The sequence below is a fragment of the Ensifer sp. SL37 genome (assembly GCF_026672675.1).
Taxonomy (GTDB): Bacteria; Pseudomonadota; Alphaproteobacteria; order Rhizobiales; family Rhizobiaceae; genus Ensifer; species Ensifer adhaerens.
On the sequence record NZ_JAPPRN010000006.1, the window covers coordinates 3428377 to 3454236 of the forward strand.

At 62.6% G+C, this 25860-nt stretch carries 24 protein-coding genes; 16 read left to right on the forward strand and 8 right to left on the reverse strand.

The features are described from left to right. The first annotated feature begins 165 nt into the window (after nt 1-165). The gene (locus OVA00_RS28925) at nt 166-426 is read left to right on the forward strand and encodes a hypothetical protein (RefSeq protein ID WP_060585034.1); all 261 of its coding nucleotides are present in this window, start codon (nt 166-168) and stop codon (nt 424-426) included. Nucleotides 427-513: 87 nt separating this feature from the next. On the opposite strand, the gene OVA00_RS28930 is transcribed toward OVA00_RS28925, so the two are convergent. Together OVA00_RS28930 and soxR are read right to left on the reverse strand one after the other, a co-directional pair. Further along, nucleotides 514-753, reverse strand: a complete 240-nt coding sequence (locus OVA00_RS28930) for a hypothetical protein (RefSeq protein WP_268090100.1) — start codon at nt 751-753, stop codon at nt 514-516. A 52-nt stretch (nt 754-805) separates the two neighbouring features. Further along, nucleotides 806-1276, reverse strand: a complete 471-nt coding sequence (gene soxR, locus OVA00_RS28935; protein ID WP_034795010.1) for a redox-sensitive transcriptional activator SoxR — start codon at nt 1274-1276, stop codon at nt 806-808. 77 nt (nt 1277-1353) lie between these two features. Here soxR and OVA00_RS28940 point away from each other — a divergent pair, with 77 nt between their 5' ends. Then, nucleotides 1354-1929 carry an NADPH-dependent FMN reductase gene (locus OVA00_RS28940; RefSeq protein WP_034795007.1) on the forward strand — a complete coding sequence of 192 codons (576 nt, stop codon included), beginning with the start codon at nt 1354-1356 and terminating at the stop codon, nt 1927-1929. 75 nt (nt 1930-2004) lie between these two features. On the opposite strand, the gene OVA00_RS28945 is transcribed toward OVA00_RS28940, so the two are convergent. Together OVA00_RS28945 and OVA00_RS28950 are read right to left on the reverse strand one after the other, a co-directional pair. Next, on the reverse strand, nt 2005-2466 hold the full coding sequence (locus tag OVA00_RS28945) for a tRNA (cytidine(34)-2'-O)-methyltransferase (protein ID WP_034795003.1): 462 nt from the start codon (nt 2464-2466) through the stop codon (nt 2005-2007). Nucleotides 2467-2472: 6 nt separating this feature from the next. After that, nucleotides 2473-3045 (reverse strand): GNAT family N-acetyltransferase, encoded by a 573-nt coding sequence (locus tag OVA00_RS28950; protein WP_268090101.1) that lies wholly within the window; start codon nt 3043-3045, stop codon nt 2473-2475. Between OVA00_RS28950 and OVA00_RS28955 the strand changes: the two genes are divergently transcribed. The 6 genes from OVA00_RS28955 to OVA00_RS28980 all read left to right on the forward strand — a co-directional run bounded on the left by OVA00_RS28955 (nt 3033) and on the right by OVA00_RS28980 (nt 10440). Then, the gene (locus tag OVA00_RS28955) at nt 3033-3404 is read left to right on the forward strand and encodes a hypothetical protein (protein ID WP_268090102.1); all 372 of its coding nucleotides are present in this window, start codon (nt 3033-3035) and stop codon (nt 3402-3404) included. The genes OVA00_RS28950 and OVA00_RS28955 overlap by 13 nt on opposite strands. 53 nt (nt 3405-3457) lie before the next feature. Beyond that, on the forward strand, nt 3458-5311 hold the full coding sequence (locus OVA00_RS28960) for an ABC transporter ATP-binding protein (RefSeq protein ID WP_089044122.1): 1854 nt from the start codon (nt 3458-3460) through the stop codon (nt 5309-5311). 120 nt (nt 5312-5431) lie between these two features. After that, complete coding sequence (locus OVA00_RS28965) at nt 5432-7297, forward strand: ABC transporter ATP-binding protein (RefSeq protein ID WP_268090103.1); 1866 nt, start codon at nt 5432-5434, stop codon at nt 7295-7297. Nucleotides 7298-7664: 367 nt separating this feature from the next. Then, nucleotides 7665-8243, forward strand: coding sequence for a ubiquinol-cytochrome c reductase iron-sulfur subunit (petA, locus tag OVA00_RS28970; RefSeq protein WP_034794992.1), 579 nt, complete (start codon nt 7665-7667; stop codon nt 8241-8243). 14 nt (nt 8244-8257) lie between these two features. Further along, nucleotides 8258-9538 (forward strand): cytochrome b, encoded by a 1281-nt coding sequence (locus tag OVA00_RS28975; RefSeq protein WP_034794990.1) that lies wholly within the window; start codon nt 8258-8260, stop codon nt 9536-9538. Nucleotides 9539-9570: 32 nt separating this feature from the next. Next, nucleotides 9571-10440, forward strand: coding sequence for a cytochrome c1 (locus OVA00_RS28980; RefSeq protein WP_034794986.1), 870 nt, complete (start codon nt 9571-9573; stop codon nt 10438-10440). Between the two features lie 296 nt (nt 10441-10736). Here OVA00_RS28980 and OVA00_RS28985 read toward each other — a convergent pair whose 3' ends face one another. Further along, nucleotides 10737-11303, reverse strand: coding sequence for a GrpB family protein (locus OVA00_RS28985; protein ID WP_034794983.1), 567 nt, complete (start codon nt 11301-11303; stop codon nt 10737-10739). Between the two features lie 182 nt (nt 11304-11485). On the opposite strand from OVA00_RS28985, the gene OVA00_RS28990 reads away from it, so the two are divergent. After that, nucleotides 11486-11869, forward strand: a complete 384-nt coding sequence (locus tag OVA00_RS28990; RefSeq protein WP_060528797.1) for a hypothetical protein — start codon at nt 11486-11488, stop codon at nt 11867-11869. 310 nt (nt 11870-12179) lie between these two features. Here the strand turns inward: OVA00_RS28990 and OVA00_RS28995 are convergent, their stop codons facing one another. Beyond that, nucleotides 12180-18836: a kinesin gene (locus OVA00_RS28995; RefSeq protein ID WP_268090104.1), complete on the reverse strand. Its 6657-nt coding sequence runs from the start codon at nt 18834-18836 to the stop codon at nt 12180-12182. 537 nt (nt 18837-19373) lie between these two features. On the opposite strand from OVA00_RS28995, the gene OVA00_RS29000 reads away from it, so the two are divergent. Together OVA00_RS29000 and OVA00_RS29005 are read left to right on the forward strand one after the other, a co-directional pair. Further along, the gene (locus tag OVA00_RS29000; protein WP_034794621.1) at nt 19374-19742 is read left to right on the forward strand and encodes an Hpt domain-containing protein; all 369 of its coding nucleotides are present in this window, start codon (nt 19374-19376) and stop codon (nt 19740-19742) included. A 247-nt stretch (nt 19743-19989) separates the two neighbouring features. Next, on the forward strand, nt 19990-20310 hold the full coding sequence (locus OVA00_RS29005; protein ID WP_034794619.1) for a 2Fe-2S iron-sulfur cluster-binding protein: 321 nt from the start codon (nt 19990-19992) through the stop codon (nt 20308-20310). 435 nt (nt 20311-20745) lie between these two features. Here the strand turns inward: OVA00_RS29005 and OVA00_RS29010 are convergent, their stop codons facing one another. Further along, nucleotides 20746-21375, reverse strand: coding sequence for a DUF922 domain-containing Zn-dependent protease (locus OVA00_RS29010; protein ID WP_060520718.1), 630 nt, complete (start codon nt 21373-21375; stop codon nt 20746-20748). Nucleotides 21376-21482: 107 nt separating this feature from the next. Between OVA00_RS29010 and folP the strand changes: the two genes are divergently transcribed. The 3 genes from folP to folK all read left to right on the forward strand — a co-directional run bounded on the left by folP (nt 21483) and on the right by folK (nt 23331). Then, entirely contained in the window at nt 21483-22334 is an 852-nt protein-coding gene (gene folP / locus OVA00_RS29015) for a dihydropteroate synthase (RefSeq protein ID WP_034794612.1), read from the forward strand. Between the two features lie 114 nt (nt 22335-22448). Then, nucleotides 22449-22817, forward strand: coding sequence for a dihydroneopterin aldolase (gene folB / locus OVA00_RS29020; protein ID WP_034794609.1), 369 nt, complete (start codon nt 22449-22451; stop codon nt 22815-22817). After that, a complete protein-coding gene (gene folK / locus OVA00_RS29025) occupies nt 22807-23331 on the forward strand; it encodes a 2-amino-4-hydroxy-6-hydroxymethyldihydropteridine diphosphokinase (RefSeq protein ID WP_089044118.1) in 525 nt (174 codons plus the stop codon). The genes folB and folK overlap by 11 nt, the downstream gene beginning before the upstream one ends. A gap of 78 nt (nt 23332-23409) precedes the next feature. On the opposite strand, the gene OVA00_RS29030 is transcribed toward folK, so the two are convergent. Then, nucleotides 23410-23961: a hypothetical protein gene (locus OVA00_RS29030; protein ID WP_034794604.1), complete on the reverse strand. Its 552-nt coding sequence runs from the start codon at nt 23959-23961 to the stop codon at nt 23410-23412. Nucleotides 23962-24198: 237 nt separating this feature from the next. Here OVA00_RS29030 and OVA00_RS29035 point away from each other — a divergent pair, with 237 nt between their 5' ends. Together OVA00_RS29035 and OVA00_RS29040 are read left to right on the forward strand one after the other, a co-directional pair. Continuing rightward, nucleotides 24199-25062: a cytochrome b/b6 domain-containing protein gene (locus OVA00_RS29035; protein WP_268090107.1), complete on the forward strand. Its 864-nt coding sequence runs from the start codon at nt 24199-24201 to the stop codon at nt 25060-25062. Further along, nucleotides 25059-25850 carry a molybdopterin-binding protein gene (locus OVA00_RS29040; RefSeq protein WP_268090110.1) on the forward strand — a complete coding sequence of 264 codons (792 nt, stop codon included), beginning with the start codon at nt 25059-25061 and terminating at the stop codon, nt 25848-25850. Before OVA00_RS29035 ends, OVA00_RS29040 begins: the two co-directional genes overlap by 4 nt. The last annotated feature ends 10 nt before the right edge of the window (nt 25851-25860 follow it).

Consider the following 25860-nt stretch of genomic DNA (forward strand, 5'->3'; position numbering starts at 1 on the left):
TTCGATTGAAGTCGCCACAGTTCACACTTTGGCGCTGATGGCAACGGCGGTCCAGCGCTTCGGCCACTCGGTCGCGGCGTGTCCTTGGCCCCGGCGAAACCGCCTACACAAAGCTCTGGCAAAGGCAGGCTTGCCTCACTATCTTACAATCCAGAGGTATAGCCCATGGCAAGAATACCTGCAGGCCCGCCGCTCGATGGATTGCGGCGGCAGATCGCCCGGCATCGCCGGGACAATCCGACACGAGGCGACGGCCTTTTCGTGCGGGAAACCTTTCGGCTCGATCGCAGTGCTGCCCGTGCAAAAGCGCGGGAATGGTTCGACACCTGGCCGAAGGCCGCCTACTGGACCGAGGTGGAAAGCTGGCGCCAGCTCGAGGGCGACGAGATCGAGTTTACGATGCGCCGCCTGCCGACCGCGGATTGATCCATCGCCCCTACCGCTTTTTCTGAGATCACCGATCACGTCAACAAACGCGCCAGATTCCCCTGCCGTGCCGAGGTAGCACAGCGCTCAACCTCGATTTCGATCCTGAAAAAAAATCAGAGTTTTTCCTAGAAGAATCAATAGATTAATGATGGCTATCAGCCCGAGTATCACGGTCCCCAAGGCAAGCGCCAGGAATGTATTGACGACGCATTGCTGATCCCCTGCGGCGCATGCGCGATCGTCAAGATAATAGAACCATGAGAACAGGATGAGAGCGAGAAGAGGAAGGACTATCGCAACTCGACCTCTTAGTTCTGGCTTCATCTTCTTTTCCGCACAATGACCATGCGTAGGCACCTTTGGTCGTGGCGGCCGCTCAAGGGTGGCTGTCTTCATCCATGAGCCTTGGGCCGGCGCCTTCCATCGACAGCACGTCGTGCGGATTGCGCAGAGGACATTCGCGCAGCGACAGGCAGCCGCAACCGATGCAGCTCGTCAGATGGTCGCGCAACGCCATCAGGCTGGCGATGCGTTCGTTCAGCTGTTCGCGCCAGTTTTCGGACAATCTGCCCCAATCCTCGACCGTCAGCGGACGATCGTCCGGCAAAACCGACAAAGCGTCCTGGATTTCCGACAATGGAATGCCGGTGCGCTGCGCCACCTTGATGACGGCGACGCGCCTGAGCACGCCGCGCGGATAGCGGCGCTGGTTGCCGCGGGTGCGGTTGCTGCGGATCAGCCCCTTGGCCTCGTAGAAATGCAGGGTGGAGACGGCGACGCCGCTGCGCTCCGCCACTTCGCCCACGGTCAATTCGCGGCGCAGTTCGCTTTGTTTCACAATCGTCATAACGGCTATTGACCTCAACTAATCTTGAGGTTTTATAGCATTGGCTCCATGACTGAGACAACAGGAGCTTGATCCCCATGACTGAGAAAATGACCCTCGCCGTGATCTATGGCAGCGCGCGGCAGGGTCGCTTCTGCGACACGGTCGCCAATTGGCTGATCCGGGAACTATCGGCTTCCGACACCTTCTCGCTGACGATCATCGACCCGGCGCGGCTCAGAACGTCGCGCGGCCTTGGCGCGGCGGTCAATCCCGGCGAATGGCTGGAGCGCAAGATCGCCGAGGCGGATGCCTTCATCGTCGTTACGCCCGAATACAACCACGGCTACCCGGCGGCGCTGAAGGAACTGATCGACTCTGTCTACGAGCCCTGGCACGCAAAGCCGGTCGCCTTCGTCTCTTACGGCGGCGCCTCGGGCGGCATTCGCGCGGTCGAGCAATTGCGCCAGGTGTTTGGAGAGTTGCACACGGTGACACTGCGCGACGGCGTGGCCTTCCCGAAGGCGTGGTCGAAGTTCGATGCTGCCGGCAACCTCTATAAACCGGAGGAGCTCCGCGCGCCGCTGTTTTTGATGATGGATCGCCTGACCTGGTGGGCGCGGGTGCTGAAGCAGGCGCGCAAGAGCAAACCTTACAACGAAGTCGCGGCGTAACGTTGGAAACGAGGGCTCTCGGCCGGGCTCTCAAAGGCTCGGCCTGCCGCCAAGGAGACGGCTATGGAGACGGTATCAAATCGGCGAAACCTGCCGGATCGCTTCGCCCGCAATCATCGCGGCGGAGATCGCGATGTTCAGCGAGCGCTGGCCGTCGGCCATCGGAATGAGGATGCGGCCATCGGCGCGCTCGTGCACGTGATCGGGCACGCCGGCGCTTTCCCGCCCGAAAAGCAGGATGTCGTCTGGGCGGAAATCATAGCGCGTATAGGGCAGGGCAGCCTTGGTGGAGGCGAGCACCAGCCGACGTCCGCTCGCCGAGCGCCACTCTTCGAAGCGCTCCCAGTTGACGTGACGAGTGAGCGCCACCGACGCGATGTAGTCCATGCCGGCGCGCTTCAGGTTTCGGTCGGAGAGGTCGAAGCCGGCCGGCTCGATCACATCGACCGAAAGCCCGAGACAGGCGGCCATGCGCAGGATCGTGCCGGTATTGCCGGGAATATCGGGCTGGTAGAGGGCGATGCGCAGATTGCTCACGTCAGGTTACTCGTTTGCAGGGGCGTTGCGCCGCGTATCGAAATCCGCAGCCAGGATGCCCATCATGATGTCGTCGTGCCACTCACCGTCGATCAACGCCGATTCGCGTTCGCGGCCCTCGATCGAGAAACCGGACTTGAGATAGGCCGCAATCGCCCGCTCGTTGAAGGCGAGGACCCTCAGCGAGACCCGATGGAGGGCAAGTTCGTCGAAGGCATAGGCCAATACCCGCTTGATGACCGCCGTGCCAAGACCCTTGCCAAGGCGATCCGGATCGAAAATGCCGATGGCGAAGTTCGCGCGGCGATCGGCGCGGTTGATGTTGTCGAGCCGCACTTCGCCGACAAGGCCGTCCTGATCGATGATCCAGGCGGCCGGATGTTCGGCGATGCGCGTTACCCAGGCGGCCGCTTCGCCGTGGCCGAAGAGGCCGGGAAACGACCTGCCCGCACCGAACATCCGGTAGATATCCGGATGGCGGCCGAGCCTCAGGCGCGCGTCTGCGTCACCCTCGCGGGGGCGCCGCAGGAGAAAGCCGACACCTTGAAGGTCAGGAGGCGTGTCCGATGAAGCGATCATCCTTGTTCTCCGGTGCGAAACGTCCGGCGCTGCTTGCTTTTGAGGTCGCTCATATTGCCTGCGCTAATCTGTGCCGAAACGGCAACAGCGGTCGGAGCGATGAAAAATTGGGCAAGAAAGTGCCTGCGACAATCTGGCATGCGAGCGCGAATAAGGGTAGAGATCGGACCTCTTCAACGCGAACCGACGGAGGCAAACATGAATGTATTGATGTTGACACGCCTTCCTGGAGTAGTGGGCCACCGTTTGGCCTGACCGGTTCCGCGACCTATCTTTTAACCGAGATCGACGCGCTTCCGGGACTCCGGAAGACGAAGCCCTTTGCGGGCTGCATTTCCGGACTGACTTTTTCATCATAAGAATGCGGGGCGAAATCCCGCTTTCCTTCAAAATACTCTGAAGGAGCAATGTTATGTTTGGCTGGTTTGAATCCCGCCTCAATCCCTATCCGCCGGAGGAGCCGACGGTTCCGCCGAAGACTCTGTTCGGCTTCTGCTGGCACTACTCCAAGCCGGCTGCGCCGTGGCTCATCATCATGTCCGTCTGTACGGCGCTGATCGCCATTGGCGAAGTGGCGCTGTTCCAGTTCCTCGGCAACATGGTGGACTGGCTGTCGAGCGCCGACCGCGAGAGCTTCCTCGCCGCCGAAGGCGGACGGCTGTTCTGGATGGGTGCGCTCGTCCTCATCGGCCTGCCGGGCCTCGTGGCGATCGATTCACTGATCATGCATCAGGTGCTGCTCGGCAACTATCCGATGATCGCCCGCTGGCAGATGCACCGCTACCTGCTGCGCCAGAGCATGACCTTCTTTGCCAACGAGTTCGCCGGACGCGTGGCAACGAAAGTCATGCAGACGTCACTAGCCGTGCGCGAAACCGTGATGAAGATCCTCGACGTCTTCGTCTATGTCGTCAGCTACTTCGTCACGATGCTCGCCGTCGTCGCCACCGCCGACTGGCGGCTGGTGATCCCGCTCGGCATCTGGCTGGCGATCTACATCTGCATCGTCAGCTATTTTGTGCCGCGGCTGCAGAAGATCTCCAAGGAGCAGGCGGACGCGCGCTCGATGATGACCGGCCGGATCGTGGACAGCTACACCAATATCGGTACGGTCAAGCTGTTCTCGCATGCCGGCCGCGAGGAAGGCTATGCGCGCGACGGCATGGACGGCTTCCTCGACACCGTGCATCGCCAGATGCGCAAGGTGACGCTGTTCCACGTGCTGGTCTATGCCAACAACAGTATCGCGCTCTTTGCGATCGCAGCGCTTGGCATCCATCTGTGGCTGACGAGTGCGATCTCCGTCGGCGCGATCGCGATCGCCGTCGGCCTTGCGATGCGCATCAACGGCATGTCGCAGTGGATCATGTGGGAAGTCTCGGCGCTGTTCGAGAATATCGGCACGGTCTATGACGGCATCGGCATGATGACCAAGGCGCACGACATCGTCGACGAGCCGGACGCCAAGGCGCTGACAGCGGACAAGGGGGCGATTGCCTTCGACAACATCCGCTTCCACTACGGCAAGGCCAAGGGCGTCATCGATCACCTGTCGCTCGACATCAAGCCGGGTGAGAAGATCGGCCTCGTCGGTCGCTCGGGTGCGGGCAAGACGACGCTGATGAACCTGCTGTTGCGCTTCTACGACCTGGAGGACGGTGCGATCCGGATCGACGGCAAGGATATCTCCACCGTCACGCAGGACAGCCTGCGCTCGCAGATCGGCGTCGTGACGCAAGACACCTCGCTCTTGCACCGCTCCATTCGCGACAACATCGCCTATGGCCATCCGGAAGCGGACGACGAGGCGATCATTGCGGCGGCCAAGAAGGCGAACGCCTGGGACTTCGTCCAGGGGCTCGAGGACAACCAGGGCCGCAAGGGCCTGGACGCCCAGGTCGGCGAACGCGGCGTCAAGCTCTCCGGCGGCCAGCGCCAGCGTATCGCGATCGCGCGCGTGTTCTTGAAGGACGCGCCGATCCTGATCCTCGACGAGGCGACCTCGGCGCTCGATTCCGAAGTCGAACAGGCGATCCAGGAGAACCTGTTCGCGCTGATGGCCGGCAAGACGGTGATCGCGATCGCCCACCGCCTGTCGACGCTGACGGAGATGGACCGGTTGGTGATCCTCGAGGCCGGCCGCATCGTCGAGACCGGCTCGCATGCCGAGCTCGTTGCCCATGGCGGTCTCTACGCCGACCTCTGGTCTCGCCAGTCGGGTGGCTTCATCGCCGACGACGTCGAGAAGGAAGAGGCCGCAGAGTAAGCAACCTGAGGCCCGCCGTTTGAAAGAGCGGCGGGCCTCTTTGTTAGACGTTACGCATTTGTAATCTGCAATTGTGTCGAAACCGATTGCTGTTCCCGCCGAACCGCCTATATCGGAACCATGCTCAGCGCCATCGTCAGCCTCTTCGAGAACTGGATCAAGCCCTTCGCACCGCGCGAGCGCCTGCAGCCGCCGAAATCGCTCTGGGGGTTTGCCTGGTTCTACGCCAGACAGGCCAAGGGACCGTTCATCGCTATGGCCGTCTTGGGCGGCCTCGTCGCCATGCTGGAGGCGGGTCTTTTCTACTTCGTCGGGCGGCTCGTCGATCTGCTCGACACCGTGAAGCCGGAAGCTGGCTGGAGCGGGTTGATCGCCGCCAATGGCCCGGAGCTTCTGTTCATGCTCCTGACAGTCATGGTCTTCCGTTTCATCGCGGTGTCGTTGGCGGCGCTCGTCGAAGAACAGGCGATCACGACAGGCTTTTTGAACCTGGTGCGTTGGCAATCCTACGTGCACGTCGCCAGGCAGTCGCTGACCTTCTTTCAGAACGACTTTTCCGGCCGCATCGTCACCAAGGTCTGGGCCGGCGCGCAAGCAACGAGCGACCTGCTCGTCTCGCTGCTGCAGGTCGTCTGGTTCATCGTCATCTACACGGCGTCCACCATGGCGCTGGTGGCGCAGCTCGACTGGCGTCTGGCCGCGATGGTCGGCTTCTGGATCGTCGTCTTCCTGGTGCTGGCGCGCTTTTTCGTTCCACGCATCCGCAAGCACGCCCGCGATACCGCCGAAATGGCGTCGATGCTGAACGGTCGCATGGTCGATGCCTATTCCAACATCCAGACATTGAAGCTCTTCGGGCGCGACGAGGAGAACGACCGCTATATCCGCGGCGGCTTCGACCGGTTCCAGCGCGCGGTCATCCCGTTCACGCGGCTCTTGACGGCCGTGCGCGCCTCGCTGGCACTGCTTTCCGGCTTGATGATCACGGCGATCGCGGTCTACGCCATCCATCTCTGGCTCGCAGGCTCGATCAGTTCCGGCGCGGTCGCCTTCACGCTGGCACTGGTGCTCCGGCTCAACATGCTGCTTGGCCGCATGATGACGCAGTTGAACTCGATCATGCGCAACATCGGCACGATCCAGAACTCGGCCGAACTGGTCTCTCAGCCGATCGGTCTCGTCGATCGGCCCGATGCGACGGAACTGGCCGTGAGCAAGCCGGAAATCCGCTTCGAGCACGTCCGCTTCCACTACGGCAAGGGCGACCGCGTCATCGACGATTTCTCGCTGGTCGTCCGTCCAGGCGAGAAGGTGGGCATCGTCGGTCGCTCGGGCGCCGGCAAGTCGACGCTCGTCAATCTCCTGTTGCGCTTCTACGATCTTGAGAGCGGGCGCATCCTGATCGACGGCCAGGATATCGCATCCGTCAGGCAAGAGTCGCTGCGCGCCCAGGTCGGCATGGTCAGCCAGGATACTTCACTTCTGCACCGCTCGATCCGCGACAACATCCTCTTTGGCCGTCCCGACGCGAACGAGGAGCAACTGATCGCTGCGGCGCGGAAAGCCGAAGCCTACGACTTTATCGCCGACCTTCAGGACCAGCGCGGCCACAAGGGGCTCGACGCCCATGTGGGCGAGCGCGGCGTCAAGCTTTCGGGCGGACAGCGGCAGCGCATCGCGATCGCCCGGGTGATGCTGAAGGATGCGCCGATCCTCGTGCTCGACGAGGCGACCTCGGCGCTCGATTCCGAAGTCGAAGCGGCGATCCAGTCCAATCTCGACCGCCTGATGCAGGGCAAGACGGTGCTCGCGATCGCGCATCGGCTGTCGACGATCGCCGCGCTCGACCGGCTGGTGGTAATGGACAAGGGGCGGATCGTCGAACAGGGAACGCACGCCGAACTTGTCGCCCGCGGCGGGCTTTACGCCGGGCTCTGGTCACGCCAGTCCGGCGGATTTCTCGCCCGGGAAGAGGCGGCGGAGTAGGGCGCTTTACGGACGCCTTCAAGCCCATCCGGCGGGCGCAAATTCCGCCCAACTGATGGCCGTCAAGTCCTTGTGCCAATTGGCCGCGCTTTTCCCCGCGACAATCTGCCCACATGCCCTTGTCAAGGCTGGACATAATTTGCGATCAAGCATAGAACGCGCCGGATTGACGGGGATTCTGCGTGCTGTGCGCGCGCCGATTCTTTTCGGATTCTGTGCCGATGTCGCATTTGCAACTGCAAGGCGATGGGGCGACAGCACTATGAATAGGGCGTGGTTCCTTGACCTGGATCAAACCGCAAGGGGCAGGAATTTCGCCGGGGGCGGATGCGGTTTCCGCAATATTGCGTGAGAGGATGGTTTAGCCGTGAGCGAACACGACACTTCAAGCGAGGCCTTGGGCGAGCCCACTCGCCGCGACTTCCTTTATCTGGCTACCGGTATGGCAGGCGTCGTCGGCGCTGGTGCCGTCGCCTGGCCGTTCATCGACCAGATGCGTCCGGACGCATCGACGCTCGCGCTCGCCTCGATCGAGGTTGACGTATCGAGCCTTCAGCCCGGTATGTCGCTGACGGCGAAATGGCGCGGCAAGCCGATCTTCATCCGCAACCGTACGGAGAAGGAAGTCGAGGAGGCAAAGGCCGTCAAGCTGGACGAGCTTAAGGACCAGGTTGCGCGCAACGCCAACCTTCCGGCCGACGCTTCCGCGAGCGACCTCGATCGTTCCGCCGGCGAAGGCAAGGAAAACTGGATCGTCATGATCGGTTCCTGCACCCATCTCGGTTGCGTGCCGCTTGGCCAGGCCGGTGATTTCGGTGGCTGGTTCTGTCCCTGCCACGGTTCGCACTACGATACGGCCGGCCGCATCCGTAAGGGTCCGGCGCCGGAGAACCTTCACGTGCCGACCTTCTCGTTCGTATCCGACACAGTTATCAAGATCGGTTGAGGGGACTACTGATAATGAGTGCTGAACATTCAACCTACACGCCGACGACTGGCATTGAGAAATGGGTTGATTCCCGTCTGCCGTTGCCGCGTCTCGTTCACGATAGCTTCATCAGCTACCCGGTTCCCCGGAACCTGAACTACGCCTACACCTTCGGCGCCATGCTCTCGGTCATGCTGATCGTCCAGATCCTGACCGGTATCGTGCTGGCCATGCACTACGCCGCTGAAACGACCGTCGCCTTCAACTCGGTCGAGAAGATCATGCGCGACGTCAATCACGGCTGGCTGCTGCGCTACATGCACGCCAACGGCGCATCCTTCTTCTTCATCGCCGTCTATCTGCACATCGCCCGTGGTCTCTACTACGGCTCGTACAAGGCTCCGCGCGAAATCCTCTGGATCCTCGGCGTGGTCATCTACCTCCTGATGATGGCGACCGGCTTCATGGGCTACGTTCTGCCCTGGGGTCAGATGTCCTTCTGGGGCGCGACCGTTATCACCGGCTTCTTCACCGCCTTCCCGCTGGTGGGTGAGTGGATCCAGCAGTTCCTGCTCGGCGGCTTCGCCGTTGATCAGCCGACGCTGAACCGCTTCTTCTCGCTGCACTACCTGCTGCCCTTCATGATCGCCGGCGTCGTCGTCCTGCACATCTGGGCGCTGCACGTAACGGGTCAGACCAACCCGACCGGCGTTGAAGTCAAGTCCAAGACCGACACCGTGCCCTTCACGCCCTATGCGACGCTGAAGGATGCACTCGGCGTTTCCGTCTTCCTGATCATCTATGCCTGGTTCGTCTTCTACCAGCCGAACTTCCTCGGCCACCCGGACAACTACATTCCGGCTGACGCGCTGAAGACGCCCGCTCACATCGTTCCGGAATGGTACTACCTGCCGTTCTACGCGATGCTGCGCGCCATCACCTTCAATGTCGGCCCGATCGACTCCAAGCTCGGCGGCGTTCTGGTGATGTTCGGCTCGATCATCATCCTGTTCTTCCTGCCCTGGCTCGACACGTCCAAGGTCCGCTCGGCCGTCTACCGTCCGTGGTACAAGCTGTTCTTCTGGGTCTTCGTGGCCAACGCCATCCTGCTCGGCTGGCTCGGCTCGCGTCCGGCGGAAGGCCTGTACGTCGTGATGTCGCAGATCGGCACGCTGTACTACTTCGGCTTCTTCCTCGTCATCTTGCCGGTCCTCGGTCTGATCGAGACGCCGAAGCGCATTCCGAACTCCATCACCGAAGCGGTGCTGGAAAAGCAGAATGCCAAGGCGCAGCCGGCTGCCGCGCGCGCCTGATCAGAACAGCGATTGATAAGGAACCCACAACAATGAAAAAGCTTGTTACAGGCATTCTGTCACTCGCTGTCGTCGCTGGTCTCGGTCTCGGTACGGCTGTTGCCGAAGAGGCGAAGGGCGGCGAGGAGCACGGCGGCGGTACGCCCCACTATCCGATCCACAAGCCGGAACAGCAGGACTGGAGCTTTGCCGGTCCCTTCGGTCACTACGACAAGGGTCAGCTTCAGCGCGGCCTGAAGGTCTACGCCGAAGTCTGTTCTGCCTGCCACTCGATGAACCTGGTGTCCTTCCGCACGCTGGAAGGCCTGGGCTATTCGGAAGGCCAGGTAAAGGCCTTTGCGGCGAACTACGAAGTTCAGGACGGCCCGAACGCCGACGGCGAGATGTTCACCCGCAAGGCTGTCGCCTCCGACCACTTCCCGTCGCCTTACGCGAACAAGGAAGCGGCTGCCGCATCGAACAACGGTGCAGCTCCGCCGGACTTCTCGCTGATCGCCAAGGCTCGCGGCATCGAGCGCGGCTTCCCGCAGTTCATCTTCGACATGTTCTGGCCCTACCAGGAAGGCGGCCCGGACTACATCCACGCGCTGCTGACCGGCTACCAGGATCCGCCGCAGGGCGTCGAAGTGGCTGAAGGCACGCACTACAACCCGTACTTCGCCAACGCTGCCGCGCTGGCGATGGCTCAGCCGATCTCCGCCGACCAGGTCACCTATGACGATGGCACGCCGCAGACGGTCGACCAGTACGCAAAGGACGTTTCGGCGTTCCTGATGTGGGCCGCCGAGCCGCACCTCGAAGAGCGCAAGCGCACCGGCTTCATGGTCATGGTGTTCCTGCTGATCTTCACCGGCCTGGTGTACCTCACCAAGAAGTCGGTCTACGCCAACAAGGAACATTGATCGGCTCCGGCTCAGGCCGGTACGACCAAGACCCAACGAAAAAGGCCCCGGTTCGTCCGGGGCCTTTTTCGTTTGCCACCGTGCATCCCGACACCGTTGACCTTGGGCGAGGAATTTGGCCGGACCTGCAGCAAGTTCGCGATGCTTCACGCATTCCTTTGGCGAAGGGCAGGCGGCTAAACACCAGTCGCTCGCAGGACAGGCTTGCGATGCAGACAGCAGCTACCGTATTCGGCCGATCATTGGCCACCGCACCGATCTCGGATTAAGGCTGTGCCGGGCAGCGGAAGACCGGCCTACGCATCGGAAGGACCTGGTCTCCAGCCGCTTGCCGCAGCCCACCGATCCGCGCGTCGAATGACCTGCCACAAGTGTTCCGACTTGCCCTCGGTATAGGCTGCCCGGTCGTGGCGATGTCGGCTTGCCAATGCTCGCTTCAGCTCGACGTATGGGCCGTGTTCCTCGGCATGGGCGCGCATGTAGTCGCGAAACAGCAGCGACCATTGTTCCTGCCAGCTTCCCGCTCGGCGCACGTGGATGTGCGTGCGTTCGTCGCCAGGGCGCTCACGAAAGTAGCGTTTCGCCAGATCGGTATTCTGCGGCCGCCACAGGTAGCCGATCGCCGCCATTTTTTCCGCCAGCACGTCGAGGGACTCCAGATCGGCAACGGAAATCTGAACATCGATGATCGGCTTGGCAGCCAGACCACGGATTGCGGTGGAGCCGATATGGTCGATACGCAAGGCATGATCGCCCAAAACCTGGCGGATCGTCTTCGCCTTGGTGGCAAACCGCTCCGCCCAATCGGAGGACCAATCGCAGATTTCAATCGGCTGTGTCGTGCAAGGCAGCTCCCTATCCATCGGACGAACTTCAGATGCAGAGCGTGATGATGTCAACATTCATTCCTGCGTTCCACCTGTCTGGCTGGCAGAGTGTCTGGCCGTCCGGATGCCGTTAAGGACGACTGCATGTTATGGTTGCATAGACCGTTGGCGCCCGCCTAGAAGGCTGCGTTATTGTTTCTTCAGAGGGGTGAATCTCGATGTCTATTTCTTTCAAGCGCCTGGCGGTGGTCGCCGTGGTAGCTCTTGCCTTTGTTCCCGGTATTGCACAGGCCGAGAGTTACGCGACGCTCACCAAGCAAGGCTACGCCACCGGCAAGCTCTCCAGGGGCAAGTCCGGCGCCTGGGGCTGGGTGGTCGGCAACGGAGAGAAGACGTTCTTTTGCCGGCTGAACGTCGCTTCTGCCTATGTCAACAAGAAGGAGATGGTGAGCTTCACCGCAAGCGGCCGCATGCTCAAGATCGACCGTGCGACCTACGACGGCGCGCTCGGCGGACCGGACCCGAACAAGCCTTACCTGAAGGATCTGCAGGCGGGCCGGGTCAAGCCCGCCGATGTCGGCGGCTGTTCGCCACTGCGTTGAGCCGGTCCAGTCAGCACGCGTCGCCAGGCGCGGCTAAAGCATGTCGACAGCCCGTTGTTCACGACACCCGCCTACGAACCCAAATCCCCTTCGCGCAGCCGTGATTAGCGGGTAGTGGCTCGAACTTGCGACAAGGGGCAGAGTCCGGTCGTACGCGTGCCGGGAGCGCCTTAAGGAGCGCTCTGCATCATAAGGGATCGCCAGTATCTTAGCGGAAGTGATCCGTCGCTTTTCTTCTCTGATATCCCTGCAAACGAAAACGGCCCCGTCGCAAGACGGGGCCGTTTTGATTGTTTCTATCCGGGCTCGCTTAGCTGAAGCGACCGGCGGCGTGGGCGAGCATCGTATAGACCTTGCCGGTATCCGACGTCAGGTAGGTCTGGGTGATGCGCTTGTCCGGGTCGTTGCGGGCGACATCTGCGAGCAGCTTCTCGAAATCTGCGATGTAGCGATCGACAGCGGTGCGGAATTCCGGCTCGCGGTCGTACTTGCGCTTGATCTCGTCGAAGGTCTGCTGGCCCTTCAGCGTGTAGAGGCGACGCGTAAAGACGTCGCGCTCGCCGCGCTGGTAGCGGCGCCACAGATCGACCGACGCATCATGATCGATGGCGCGGGCGATATCGACCGAAAGCGAGTTCAGCGATTCAACCACGTGGCGCGGGTTGCGGCTGTCGCCGGCCCGTGCCGTCGGCTGAGCCTCGGCCGGGCGCTGCGGCGCGGGCGAGGGTGCTTCTTCGCGCGACGCCGCACGGAGCAGGTCACGCATCCAGCCACCACCTTCGGCGACCTCGTTGCTCACAGCCTGCGTCGGCGCCGGCTGGCGAACGGCGGGCTGCTCGATACCGAGGCTGCCGCGCAGCGCCGGTGCCGGTTCCTGACGGCGCGGCTGCTCGATGACGGGCTGCTGCGCTACAGGCTGCTGTGCCACCGGCTGGGGCTGCGGCTGTGCGACCGGTTGCGGCTGCGGGGCTGCCTGCTGCTGCACCGGACGGGCGACCGGAGCGGCGGCCGGCTGCTGGCGCAGCGGCTGGGCCACTTCGAGCTGCGTCGAGGACTTGCCGATGATGTCGGACAGTTCCTGCAGCGCCTTGATCTGCTCGCCGACGGCACGGCGCATGACGGCCGCATTTTCCTTGGCTTCTTCCGGCAGGTCGAAGGCGCCGCGCTTCAGCTCTTCGCGGGTCATGTCGAGTTCCTTGCGGATCTCGCCAGCCGAGCGACGGATCTCGTCAGTCGCGCCGCTGAAGCGGCCGATCGCCTCGTCGATTGCGACGCGAACGGCGTCACGCAGCTGGTCTGCGACGCCATCGGACTTCTTGCCGCTTTCGGCAAGCATGCGCTCGATGTCGGACACCGAGGCCGCAACGCTGCCGCGCAGACGCGAGGCGACTTCCTTGGAGCGCTCCTCGGCATTGGCAAAGGCACCCTCGATCGAGGCACCGGCATCTTCACCGACCTTGGCGATCGCCTGGCGAAGGGCTTCCGATGCGCCGAGCGCACGGCCTTCGACGGAGGAGAGCGTCTTGTTGACGTCGGCAAACGAGGTCTCGACGCCCGAGCGAAGCGTGTTGGCGATCTGGCGCGAACGCTCTTCGGCACGGCTGAAGACCTGCTCGACCGAGGCGCCGGCTTCGTCACCGGCCTGGGCGAGCGTGTTGCGCATCGATTCAGCAGCTTCCGCCGCGCGCTGTTCGGCGCTCGTCAGCAGGCGACCGACATCGGCGAAGGACTGCTGGATGCCGCTGCGCAGGTTTCCGGCAACGTGGCCCGAGCGTTCTTCGGCCCGCTGGAAGGCGCCGTCGACGAAGCCTTCGAGCGCACGCATCGTGCGTTCGATCTCTTCCGAGCGCTGCACGAGGCCGACCGACAGGGTGCGAAGCGCATCCTGGCGTTCCTCGAGCGTGCTGACGAGGTTCGACTGGGCCGCGCCGAGCAGGTCGGAGGCCTGGCCGAGAACGCGCGAGTGGTCTTCGAACCGGCCGACAATGCCGCCGATCTGCGACAGGGTCGAGGCGGAGATATCGGAGAGCTTGTCGACCTTGCCTTCGATGAGGCGGGTGGAGGTCGACAGCATGTCGGAGGCCTGGCGGGTCGATTCCGACACGCGGGCGATCGTCGATTCCAGACGCTGGTCCATTTCGCCGAGGTTGCTGCTCGCCTGGTCGATGACCGTGGCAATGGCCGCATTGTTGTTGGCGAGCTGGTCGATCAGGCCAAGGGCGGTCGACTGCAGACGGTTTTCGACCATCTTCATCGCCTTTGCCGTCTCTTCGGCGCGGTAGGAGATCGCGTTCAGCGTCTCGCCCGTGCGCTCGGCGATGGCGTTGACGAGGGCGGCGTTTTCCGCACGCAGGCGGTCGGCGCTTTCCTGGGTCACGGCAGCGATGCGCTCGGCTGCCTCGCGGCCGGTGGCGGCATACTGGTCGATGACCGGGCGTGCCTGCTCGTCGATCAGGCGCGACAGCTCCATCGAGCGGCCGGCGAGCATCGAGTTGAGTTCGCGGGTGCGCTCGTCGAGCGTGGTGCGGATTGCTTCGCCACGGGCTTCCAGCGCCTTCTCCGTATTGCTGAGGCCCTGGTGGATGTTGTCGGCGTGGTTGGCGATCTGGCTGTGCGTTGCGGCCAGCCGCGCGCTTGCGGTGTCGGCCGCGTCGGCGATCGAGCGGGCAAGCTCGGCATGACGTGCAGCGGTCGCTGCCGCCTTCTGCTCGATCGAGTTGGCAAGCTCGGCGTGGCGCGCGGCGGTAGCGGCTGCCGTCTGGTCGATCGTGTTGGCGAAGTCTGCCTGGCGAGCAGCAAGTGCGGAGGCGAAATCGTCGCCTGCCTTCGACAGCAGCCCGGCCGAGCGGACAGCTTCCGCGTCGATTTCCTGAGCTGCACCGCTGATGGCGCCGCGCAGGCTGTTCACAAGGCCGGCGGCCTTGTCTTCCATGCGCAGTGCCTCTGCGTCGAGTTCCTGGGCGACGTCGCCAACGGCGCTACGAAGCGTGTTGACGAGGCCGGCAGCCTTGTCTTCCATGCGCAGCGTTTCTGCGTCGAGTTCCTGCGCGACATCGCCAACGGCGCTGCGGAGCGTGTTTGCGAGACCGGCTGCCTTGTCTTCCAGGCGCACGGCTTCGGCATCGAAGTCCTCAGCCACGCCGCCGACTGCGCTGCGCAGATTGGCGACGATGTCGGACGTCTTGCCTTCCAGGCGATTGGCTTCAGCGTCGATATCCTGCGTTGCCTCGTGAACGGCGCCGCGCAGGCTGGTGACCAGAACGGCCGCCTTGCCCTCGATCGTGCGGTTGACGTTATCAAGGCCGATGTTGAGGGCACGATCCATGGTGCCGAGGCGTTCGGCGATGCGTTCCGCACCGGACTCGATGGCGCCGGTGATCCGGGTTGCCGCAACTTCGCTCATGCGGTCGATGTCGCCAGCGCGGTCACCAAGGCTGTCGGCGATGCGCTGTCCGGCGCCGTCGACGATCTGGTTGACGCTGCCGACGCTGTCGCGGACCCGATCTTCCAGCGAGCTGAGGCTGACTTCCAGGCGCAGGCCGGTATCGTCGACCAGGGTGTTGACGTCGTTGACGCTGCCGCGGATGCGGTCCTGAAGGACGCCGAGGCTGTTTTCGATCAGTGCACCGGTCTCGCCGACGATCGCGTTGACGCCGCTGACGCTGCCACGGATACGGTCTTCGAGCGCGCTGAGGCCACCTTCGACACGGGCCGCCGCATCATCAACGACGGAGCCGACATTGGTGACGCTGCCGCGAATGCGGTTTTCGAGGGCGCCGAGATTGCTCTCGATCCGTGCGCCGGTGTCGTCGACCACGGCGCCGACATTGCCGACGGTGCCACGAATACGGTCTTCGAGGACACCAACGCGGGTCTCGAGATGCATGCCGGTTTCGTCGACGATCGAGCTGATGTTGCCGGCGCTCTCGCGCATGCGCTCTTCGAGTGCGCCGAGGCTGGTTTCGACGCGCATGCCGGTATCGTCAAGGCGATCGTTGAGGCCGTTGATCGACAGGTCAACGCGGTTGGTGAGGCTGTCGGCCGCCAGGCTGATCTGGTTGGCGGTTTCGGCCAGGCGCTCGGCAATATGGCCCGTGGTCGAGCGCATACGGCTGTCGAGCACTTCGCCGCTGCGGTCGATTGCGCCGGCGAGTGCCGACTGGCGCTCTTCGAGCGACATTTCCAGCATGCCGGCGCTGGTGGCGAGCGTCGTGGCGATCGCGGTCGACTGATCGGCAAGCATGCCTTCGAGCTGCTCGCGGCCCTGGCCGACGGCAAGGTTGATGGCGTTGATGCGGTCGTCGAGCGTGACGCGGATCTGTTCGTGCGTGGACGAGAGCGTATCGCGCAGGTGCTCGGCGCGGCCGCTCAGCGTCTCCTCGATTTCCGCTGCCTTGCCGGCAAGCGAAGCGGTCGCTTCGGTGGTGCGCGCCGTCAGCGCATCGGCGATGTGCGCGCTGGTCTCGGTCAGCGTATCGGAGATCTTGCTGACACGGCCGCTCAGATCCTCGGCGATGCGGGCACTCGTCTGGGTGAGCGTATCGGAGATCAGGCTGACGCGGCCGCCGAGGTTTTCGGCGATCGTGTTGACGCTCTCGGAGAGCTTCTGCTCGATATCACCGACGCGGTCGGTCATGGTTTCGGCGACGGCGGTTGCCCGGAAGGTCAGGCTGTCGGCCACGTCTTCGGCGTGACGGCTCAGCGTATTGGCCATCTCGTTGGCACGCGACGACATCGTCGAGGTGATGGCTGCGGCGCGCTCGGCGAGTACGCCGTCAAGCGCCGTCGTCTGGTTGGTGAGCGCGTCGGAGATCGCTTCGCCGCGTTCGGAAAGGACGCGCTCCAGCCGGTCGGCCGTGCCGCTGACGGCGGTGTCGATCGAGTCCGCGCCCATGGAGAGGATCGTCGAAAGCGCGAGCGTGCGTTCCGACAGGGTGTTGTCGAGGCGGTGCTGGCTGGCAGCGATCGCGCTGGTGATCTCGTCGGTCGAGCCGTGCAGGGTCTGCTCGATGCGGGCGTGCGCGGCCTGCAGGCCGTCGACGAAGGCAGCGGTACGGCTGTCGAGACCTTCGGTCAGGCGCTGTTCGCTCGTCGTCAGTGCGCTCGAAAGTGCGTCCGCACGCTGGCCGAAGCCGTTTTCGATGCGGTCCTGTGCCTGGGTGAGGGCACCCATGAGGCCGCTGGTCTTTTCGGAGAGCACGCTGTCGATGCGGGTGTGCGCATCGCCGATCATGTTGCCGAGTTCCGTGGTACGGCTCGCAATCGTCTCTTCGATGAAGTCCTGGGTCGCGCCGAGCGTGGTCGCAAGCGTCAGCGACTGGTCGGAAAGGGCCGAGCCGATCTTCTCGATGCTGCTGTCGAGTGCGCCGCCGATCGCTTCCGAACCGCCGGAGACGGTCTCGTTGATGCGGTGCAGGCTTTCCATGAGCTTGGTGTCGAGCAGGCTCGCACGCTTGTCGAAGGCGGAGGCAAACTCGTGGAACCGCTCGTCGAAGGCGGTTGCGAGCTGGCCGACGGTCGTCTGCAGCTTCTCTTCAAAGAAGCCGCCGCGAAGGTCGAGGTCCATGATCGCGTCGTCGGCGCTGGAGCGCAGGCTCTGGCGGAAGCTCGCGCCCTTTTCGTCGAGCGTGGCGTTGAGCGAGGCGAGCACGTGGTCGAGACCACCGGTGATGGCGTGCTGGCCGACGCTCAGGCTTTCGTTGAGGTCGCGGGTGCGGGCGATCAGTGTTTCGTTGAGCTGGCGGGCGCGTTCGTTGAGCGCCGCATTCAGCTTCTCGGTGCTGGCGTCAAGCGAGGAGGCGCGCGTTTCGAACTGGCTGAGCAGGTCTTCGCCGCGCTTCGTCAGCGTGTCGCTGAGCTGGTCAAGCCGGGTGTCAAATTCAGTGCTGAGACCAAGGCCGGCAGCGGTCAGGCCCGAAAGCAGCGCATCGGTGCGGGTCGTCAGCATGCTGCCGATCGACTGCAAGGCGCCGTCCGACTTCTCGCTGAGGGCAGCCGCGCGGGTGTCAATCAGCGAGGCAAAGGCTTCGCCCGAAATTGCAATGCGCGAAGCAATGTCTTCGCTTGCCTGTTCCAGGTCGTCCTTCAGCTTGCCATGCGCACCGGAGATGGCCGAACGGATACGCTCCGAATGGCCGATGATGGCTTCGCGCTCAAGCCCGAGTTCCTGCACCAGGGTGCGCACGCGCAGTTCGTTTTCGCTGTAGCTGCGTTCGAGCGCGTTGACCTCGGAATGAACCAGCGTTTCGAGTTCGGTGGCGCGGGCAATCGTGCGCTCGATGCCTTCGTTCATCGCCGAGACTTCGCGACGGACGGCCTGGCCGACCGTCATGACGCGATCGGCAGCAGCCGTTTCCGGCTCGGCAAGGCGCAGGGCGACTTCCGCCATCGAGCGCGCGGCGTTGCGCAGTTCCTGCGCGCGGGCGATCATGATGGCAAAGGAGAAGAAGAGCATGATCGGCAGCACGATGCCGATCGCAACGCCGACGGCGCCAGGGGTGGCGGCAAGGTCGCTCAGCGAACGGATCTGCCAGATCTGCGGCCCGTAAAGAAGGTTGGCGACACCGAGGCCGGCAACCGCCCAGATGATGGACACCAGCGCAGCAACGCGGATCGCGGCGCGATTGGAGCGCACGTCGAGCGCACGCAGCATCGCAGCCGGCGAACGGCGACCATCGTCGTTGGCGGCGGAAAGGGACGGGGACTTGGGCGCAGGTTCCGGAGCGAGCGTCTTGGCCGCTTCTGCAGCACGTGCCCCGCGGGACTGTTCCGGCTGGGGCCGTGCTTTCTTATTCTGATCGGGCGTCGCCGCCTGATTGGTGGGCTGAGACACATTTTCCTCCGGATCATCCAAGGAAGTCTTGTCATTCGGGCTCGATGCAAGCTCGTCGAAATCAATCTTCAGGGCAGCTTCCAGAGCCTGGAACGCCTTTTCGTCGATCGACTCATTGCTCTTTTTCGTCGCCATAGGGATACGCCTCATTACCTTTTGCCCAGAATGGAAAGCGCCTCTGGCCCGTTAGCGGGCAGGGTCTCTTCCTCATGGGCGGTGACGGCAAGATACGCGCATCGGATCTACGCAATACCCTACTGATCACCCACTGCATTGCCTCGACGGATAGTCGCATTTGTGGCCGAATGGGACCACGCGTCGAGCTTATCCACCGGAACGGTTGCCATTTTCGTACGCGGGTCCGTTCCTAAGCGTATCGTAGTGACACATTAGCTGGGTTCTTACAATTAAGAGCGCTTGGGGTTGATTAAAATCCTAATGAAATCTTAATGCGATGCAGGTCTAAAAGCCGGAAAAGATAAGGAAATCAGAGAGTTTAACGGACGTTAACCATTTTCCCAAAATACTGCCTATATTGCGCCCGGATTTGAGCCAATAGGTGCCGGCGCCCGCCAAAGATGGAAGTCTGAACAGTGCGGGCGGCGGCACCGCTCCCGATGAAGCGATGCCGGAAACAGGCCAACATCAAACAAACAATAGGGAAATTGGCTCATGGCGGCCCTCAGGATTGCCTTTGAAGCCCCGGATAGTCCGGGAAACTCTTCTGCGTCAGGCAAAAAGCCGATCGACTTTGCTCACCTCGCCGTCCAGACGATGGGTGACAAGGCGCTCGAAATCGAAGTGCTGCAACTCTTTGCGCGCCAGGCGCGCCAGGTCTTGAAGGAAATCGCCGAAGGCGAGGGCACGCCCCGTGCCCAGGCAGCCCACCGGCTAAAGGGCGCAGCCCTTGCGGTTGGTGCCGTCGACGTTGCAAGCGTTGCCGGCGCGATCGAACACAATCCGGCCGAAGCTTCGCTCTGCGACCAACTCGCATCGGCCGTGCTCGAAGCCGAGCTCTTCATTCTGAAGCTCTGCCGCTAGCGGCTCCCGAGCAGACAGGGGGCCTAACCGACCCCTGTCTGTCGCACGATGCCCGCACCTCGCATAGAGGGCGCCGTGCCGGCAGCCATTGCTACCGACGCGATCTGCGGCGACGCACAGAATGACGGCCGTTGTTGACTGGCCGGCCGATTTGTTGGAAGAACTTTCCCTGAATTTGCGCCCGCGGGGTTCTTTTCTCAACAGGCCTTGCGCCCGGCCAATCCACCAGTTCATTCCGGAAAGAGACATGACAAAACTTACGATCGTTGCCTTTGATGGCGCGCGCCACGAACTTGATGTCGAGAACGGCTCGACGGTCATGGAAAACGCAGTTCGCAATTCGGTTCCCGGCATCGAAGCGGAATGCGGCGGAGCCTGCGCCTGTGCGACCTGTCATGTCTACGTCGACGATGCCTGGGCTCAGACCGTCGGCGCTCCGGAAGCCATGGAAGAAGACATGCTGGACTTTGCCTACGACGTCCGCCCGACGTCGCGGCTTTCCTGTCAGATCAAGATGAGCGATGCGCTCGACGGTCTCGTCGTGCACGTGCCGGAGCGCCAGGCCTAACGCCTGCGTCCCACGCCCCTTCCTTCAGACCTCCGCACAAAAAAAGCGCCTCGCCGGTCGTTGGACAAGCGAGGCGAGGAGGGCGCATCGCATACAGATGAGGGAGGGAACATCTGCTGCACCAAGACACGCCAGGAGAACCCGTTCCGGCTCCGCTGTTCGATTCTTCTTTTTCTTTTCAAGTGAACAACGTTGCGCAATTCAAAGTAAAGGCAACATCTAAGCTTTTCGCGCCGCAATCGCGTCGCACATAACCTATTCAATTTGTGGGGCTAGTCTTTGTCCCGGCCCCTCTCTCATTGATTTGAATATAGATGAGTCGCCGGCCGGCAGCCATCGTTATATTTCACCAATAAAATACTGTGGGTATTGCCGCTGAAATGGCCCGAGCCGTGACTATAGTCAGGCTCTTCTTCGGGGTTCCGGCTTTGCTATCTACTGTTGCGCTTTCTTCAGCGTCTCCAGCCTGTATTGCAGAAGACGGATCATGCGCTTGTCGAAGTTGGCGGCTTCGGTGCGGTCGAAGCGAGCCTGATCCTTGTCATGCGCCTCTATCGCGGTTGCGCTGACGCGGGCAACGCTTTCCTGCATCTCTTCGCACGTGTCCTGCGGCTTCAACGCCAGGAACATCTTCTCCATCCGCCGCGCGTGATTGCGGGCGATTTCCGCGTGGCGCTCCTCGTGGCGTTTGATGTCGCTTGACAGCGTGTCCCACACGAGGGCGAGGTCACGTCCGGCCTGGCGGCGATACTTCCATTTGGGCAGAATGATGCGCGTGTTGAGAGTGACGCGGGCCGCGCCGACGGCGCAGCGTCCGTTGCGGCTGACATAGGTGATCGAGCCGCCGAACTTGATGCGGGTCGCGCCCGGATGCCGTGCGCCGGTCGATTTCATCATCGGGCCGCTGGCCGAGAGTGCCTTGTCCAGTTCTTCCGCAGTCCGGCCGCCGATCGAAAAATAGGAGAAGCTCTTGTTCACCACGGTTTCGCCCGAGGCCGTGCCAAGCGGGGCGGCAACCAGGAGAGCAAGAAGGGCGACTTTGAACGGGACGCGTACTCGGGACATCAATGCGTGGTTCTCTTCGGTTGAACTTCGATCAAGCTTGGGGCATAGCCAGCGCCGGCGCAACAGCAAAACGATGGCTCCCGGCCGTATGCGGATGGTGAGGGAAAATGACTTACAATCCATTTCAGAAATTTAGCTGGAAGCTGGCGCATGGACGCAGCCTCGAACTGGGGCCGCGTGGCGTTTTGATGGCGATCGTCAATGTTACCCCGGATTCTTTTTCCGATGGCGGCCGTTTTATCGATGCCGTTGCCGCGGTGGCGCAAGGGATGCGCTGCCTGGAGGAGGGCGCCTTGATCCTCGATATCGGCGGTGAATCCACACGCCCCGATGCGGCGCCGGTCAGCGCCGAGGAAGAACAGGCGCGGATCCTGCCTGTCATCGCAGCGCTTGCCCGTGATACCGATGCGCTGATTTCCGTCGACACTTACAGAGCCTCGACCGCCCAGCTTGCGGTCGACGCCGGCGCGCATATCGTCAACGATGTGCACGGCCTTCAGCGCGAACCCGACATTGCCACTGTCGCCGCCAAGAGCGGCGCTGGCATCTGCGTCATGCATACGGGCCGGGGCCGTGAAAAACTCGCAGACGTGATCGCCGATCAGTTTCATTTTCTCGACCGGTCGCTTGAGATCGCGGCTGCTGCCGGCGTGGAGCGGGATCGCATCATTCTCGATCCGGGCTTCGGCTTCGCCAAGGACACGGATGAGAACCTGGAATTGATGGCGCGCTTCGCAGAGTTGCACCGTTTCGAGCTGCCATTCCTGGTCGGAACGTCGCGCAAGCGCTTCGTCGGCGCGGTCAGCGGCCGAGAAGCGGCCGATCGCGACATGGCGACGGCCGCGACAACGGCGCTTTTGCGCGTTGCCGGCGCCTCAATTTTCCGCGTACACGATGTCGCAAACAGCAAGGATGCACTGGCGATGGCGGATGCTATGCTGCACGCCAGAGCGAGGTGAGATTTTCTCGTCCGCATTCCGCCTGAACCTGTGACTACCAATCACGCGCATGACTGCTGAGCGGCTCGACCGCGCAATCATGGCGATCCAAGAAAGCCGATGGGACTGAGAAGCATGAGCGCGACCTATATCATCACCCTCAAGAACTGCGCCTTCTTCGCGCGCCACGGCGTCTTCGATGAGGAGGAGCTTCTCGGTCAGCGCTTCTTCGTCGATGCCGAGCTCGAAGTCGAACAGGGAACGGCGCTGGTCGACGACTCGATCGAAGACACCGTGCATTACGGCATCGCCTTCCAGGAGATCGAGCGCATCGTCACCGGCCGCCGCCGCTATCTGATCGAGGCGCTGGCGCTGGAAGTGGCCAAGACGCTCTGCGTGCGCTTCCCGCAGATCAAGCGCGCCAAGGTGTCGATCCGTAAGCCGAATGCGCCGGTTCCGGGTGTGCTCGATTATGTCGAAGTGACGGTTGAGCATGTCGTCTGAGGTGAGCTGGCGGGCAGCGACACTCGGGCTTGGCGGCAATCTCGGCGATCCCCGCAAGGCGATGGCCGAAGCGCTTCGCCTGCTCGATGCCCGCGACGACTGCGTGGTCGAGGCCGTCTCGCGCCTTTATCGCACGCCGCCCTGGGGCAAGACGGACCAGGCCTGGTTCTACAATGCCTGCGCCAAGGTCGACACGACGCTCGAGCCCGAAGCCCTGCTCGACGCCTGCCTTGATATCGAACGGTCGATGAAGAGGGTTCGCGACGAGCGCTGGGGGCCGCGCACGCTCGACATCGATGTGCTGACCTTCGAGGGCGTGGCGCAAGCGGGCGGGCGGCTGGAGTTGCCACATCCGAGGATGACCGAGCGCGGTTTCGTACTGATGCCGCTTGCCGATTTCGCCGCCGACATGGCTGTTGGCGGCCGTCCGGTCGGCGACTGGCTGCAGCAGGCTGACGTCGCAGGCATCGAGGTTGCGGATGGTGACATGAGCTGGTGGCGCGCAGGCGCCTGAACAGGACCGCAACATAATCCACAAACGACAAAGCCCCGGTCGATGCCGTGGCTTCGTCGTTTATTCGGGTGTTGAACGTTACTTGATCGAGCCGACAGCGATCGCGTCGATCTGGCGGTTGAGGCTGACGCCGATGACCGGCACCATCGTTTCTTCGACCTTGACCGAAATGGTGATGTTCATCGTCTGGTCGTCCTGCAGACGGGCGATCATGGCGCCATTCAGCTTCTTGCGATTGATGCCGACGACGACCTTGTCCTTGGCGACGTTGCCGGAAATGATATCCAGGCCCTTGCCCTCGGCGCCGTCGAGAAACTTGCCGGTATAGGTGTTGCCCTTCTGTGTGATCAGCGCCGACATCGGCTGCTTGAACACGCCGACGCGGCAGAAGCCGTCGAGCTTGATGCCGGTGTCATCGCCAGCAACCGGTTCGCCCGAGAGATCGCAGGTGAACTTGGTGCCCTTGTACTTGCCCGCGACGATCTCGCCCGGGCCCTTCCACTGGCCCGCGACCTTCTCGAAAAAGACCTTGTCCTTGGCGCCGGAAAAAGCCGGTGTCGCAAGGCCGACGGTGGCTGCAAGCGCGAAGGCGGCAGCGCCGCGAGCGATCAAAGAAGGGCGCGAGAACATAAACGATCCTTGATGGGTCAACGTCCGAAACTGAAAGCCACATTTGCGCGCAAATGGTTAACGGACGGTTTCTGCGCGGTGCGCGGCGCGGCTTCTTTGTGGCCGAAAAGCGGATTGACCACAGCATTTTTGGCTTAGGAAATACAGTGGGTTGGCGGATTTCGGCGAGCATTGTGCGGGGACATGAAACTTGCCCCAATCGCGCTACGTATAACCATGGGAAACGGGAGATTTCCCATGGTTACAGCAGGACATGACTCCGAATCGACCGCGTCAGACGCACAGCAGAGCCTGGTGATATCGCGGCACCGGCTGACAACCCGGCTTACCCATTGGGGATGGGCCGGCGCGCTGTTCTTTCTGTTTCTCAGCGGCCTGCAGATCTTCAACGCGCACCCGGCACTCTATGTCGGGCAGCAGTCGGGTTTTGCCTTCGACAACAGCATCCTGTCGATTGGGCCTGTGCGTGAACGAAGCGGCGAGGTTCGCGGCCTGACGACAGTCTTGGGGCTGAGCGTTGACACCACTGGTGTCCTGGGCGTCAGCGGGCCGGAACAGGAGCGGGCCTATCGGGCTTTTCCGGCCTGGTTGACCGTGCCGTCCTACCAGGACCTCGCCACCGGCCGCGTCGTGCACTTCTTCTTCGCCTGGATGTTTGCCGTCGTCTATTCCATCTGGCTGGTCGCAAGCGCGATCAACGGTCACCTGCGGCGGGACATTCTTCCCGCTTTGGCCGACATCCGCGCCTTGCCCGCGACCTTCATCGCGCATCTGCGGGTGCGCTTCGAACATGACGGGCGTTACAACAGCTTGCAGAAACTCTCCTACGGCATTGTTCTCCTCGTCTTTTTTCCTCTCATGATCGCGACAGGGCTGACGATGTCGCCGGGCATGGACGCCGGCTGGCCCTGGCTGGTTCAACTCTTTGGCGGCAGGCAGACGGCCCGCACGATCCATTTCGTCGTGATGCTGCTGCTCGTCGGCTTCTTCACTGTGCACATCGCCATGGTTTTTGCCGCTGGTCCGATCAACGAGATGCGGTCGATGATTACTGGGCGTTATCGCATCAGGCGTTCGGTGGACCGGGGAGGAAGGACATGAGCGCGTTCCTCCTCAGTCGCCGGCGCTTCCTGGCGGCGGCGGGGGCGACGGCCTCGTCGTTGCCGCTTGCCGGGTGCGACGCGCTCGACGGCCTCGTTGGCAACGGCAGTCGCGTGCGCGACTTTCTCGCATCCGCCAACAGCCTTACTTACCGAGCACAGCGGCTGCTGGTGCCGGCTGATCGGCTGGCGCCGGAATTTGCCGAGAGCGAGATCCGGCAGGGGCAACGACCGAACGGCTCCACCGACCCGGGTGATGCGACCTATCTCGCGCTGAAGCAGGACGGCTTTTCCGGATACCGGCTTCGCGTTTCCGGCTTGGTCGGGCGACCGCTTCACCTGACGCTTGCAGAACTGCGAAACATGCCGTCGCGCACCCAGATCACCCGACACGACTGTGTCGAGGGCTGGAGCTGCATCGCCAAGTGGAGCGGCGTTGCCCTTACTCGCGTCCTCGATGAAGCCCGGGTGAAGCCCGAGGCGCGTTACGTGGTCTTTCATTGCTTCGACAGCATGCCGCTCGGCCTTGGCGGCTCGGTCGCCTATTACGAATCGATCGATATGGTCGATGCCCGACACCCGCAAACGATCCTCGCTTATGGCCTGAACGGCGCGGCTTTGCCGGTTGCCAACGGCGCTCCACTGCGCGTCCGGGTCGAACGCCAGCTGGGTTACAAGATGGCGAAGTACATCAAGGCGATCGAAGTCGTTGCCGATCTCGCGCCCTTCGGTCGAGGGCGCGGCGGCTATTGGGAAGATCTCGGCTACGACTGGTATGCGGGGATCTAGTTTCGCGTGA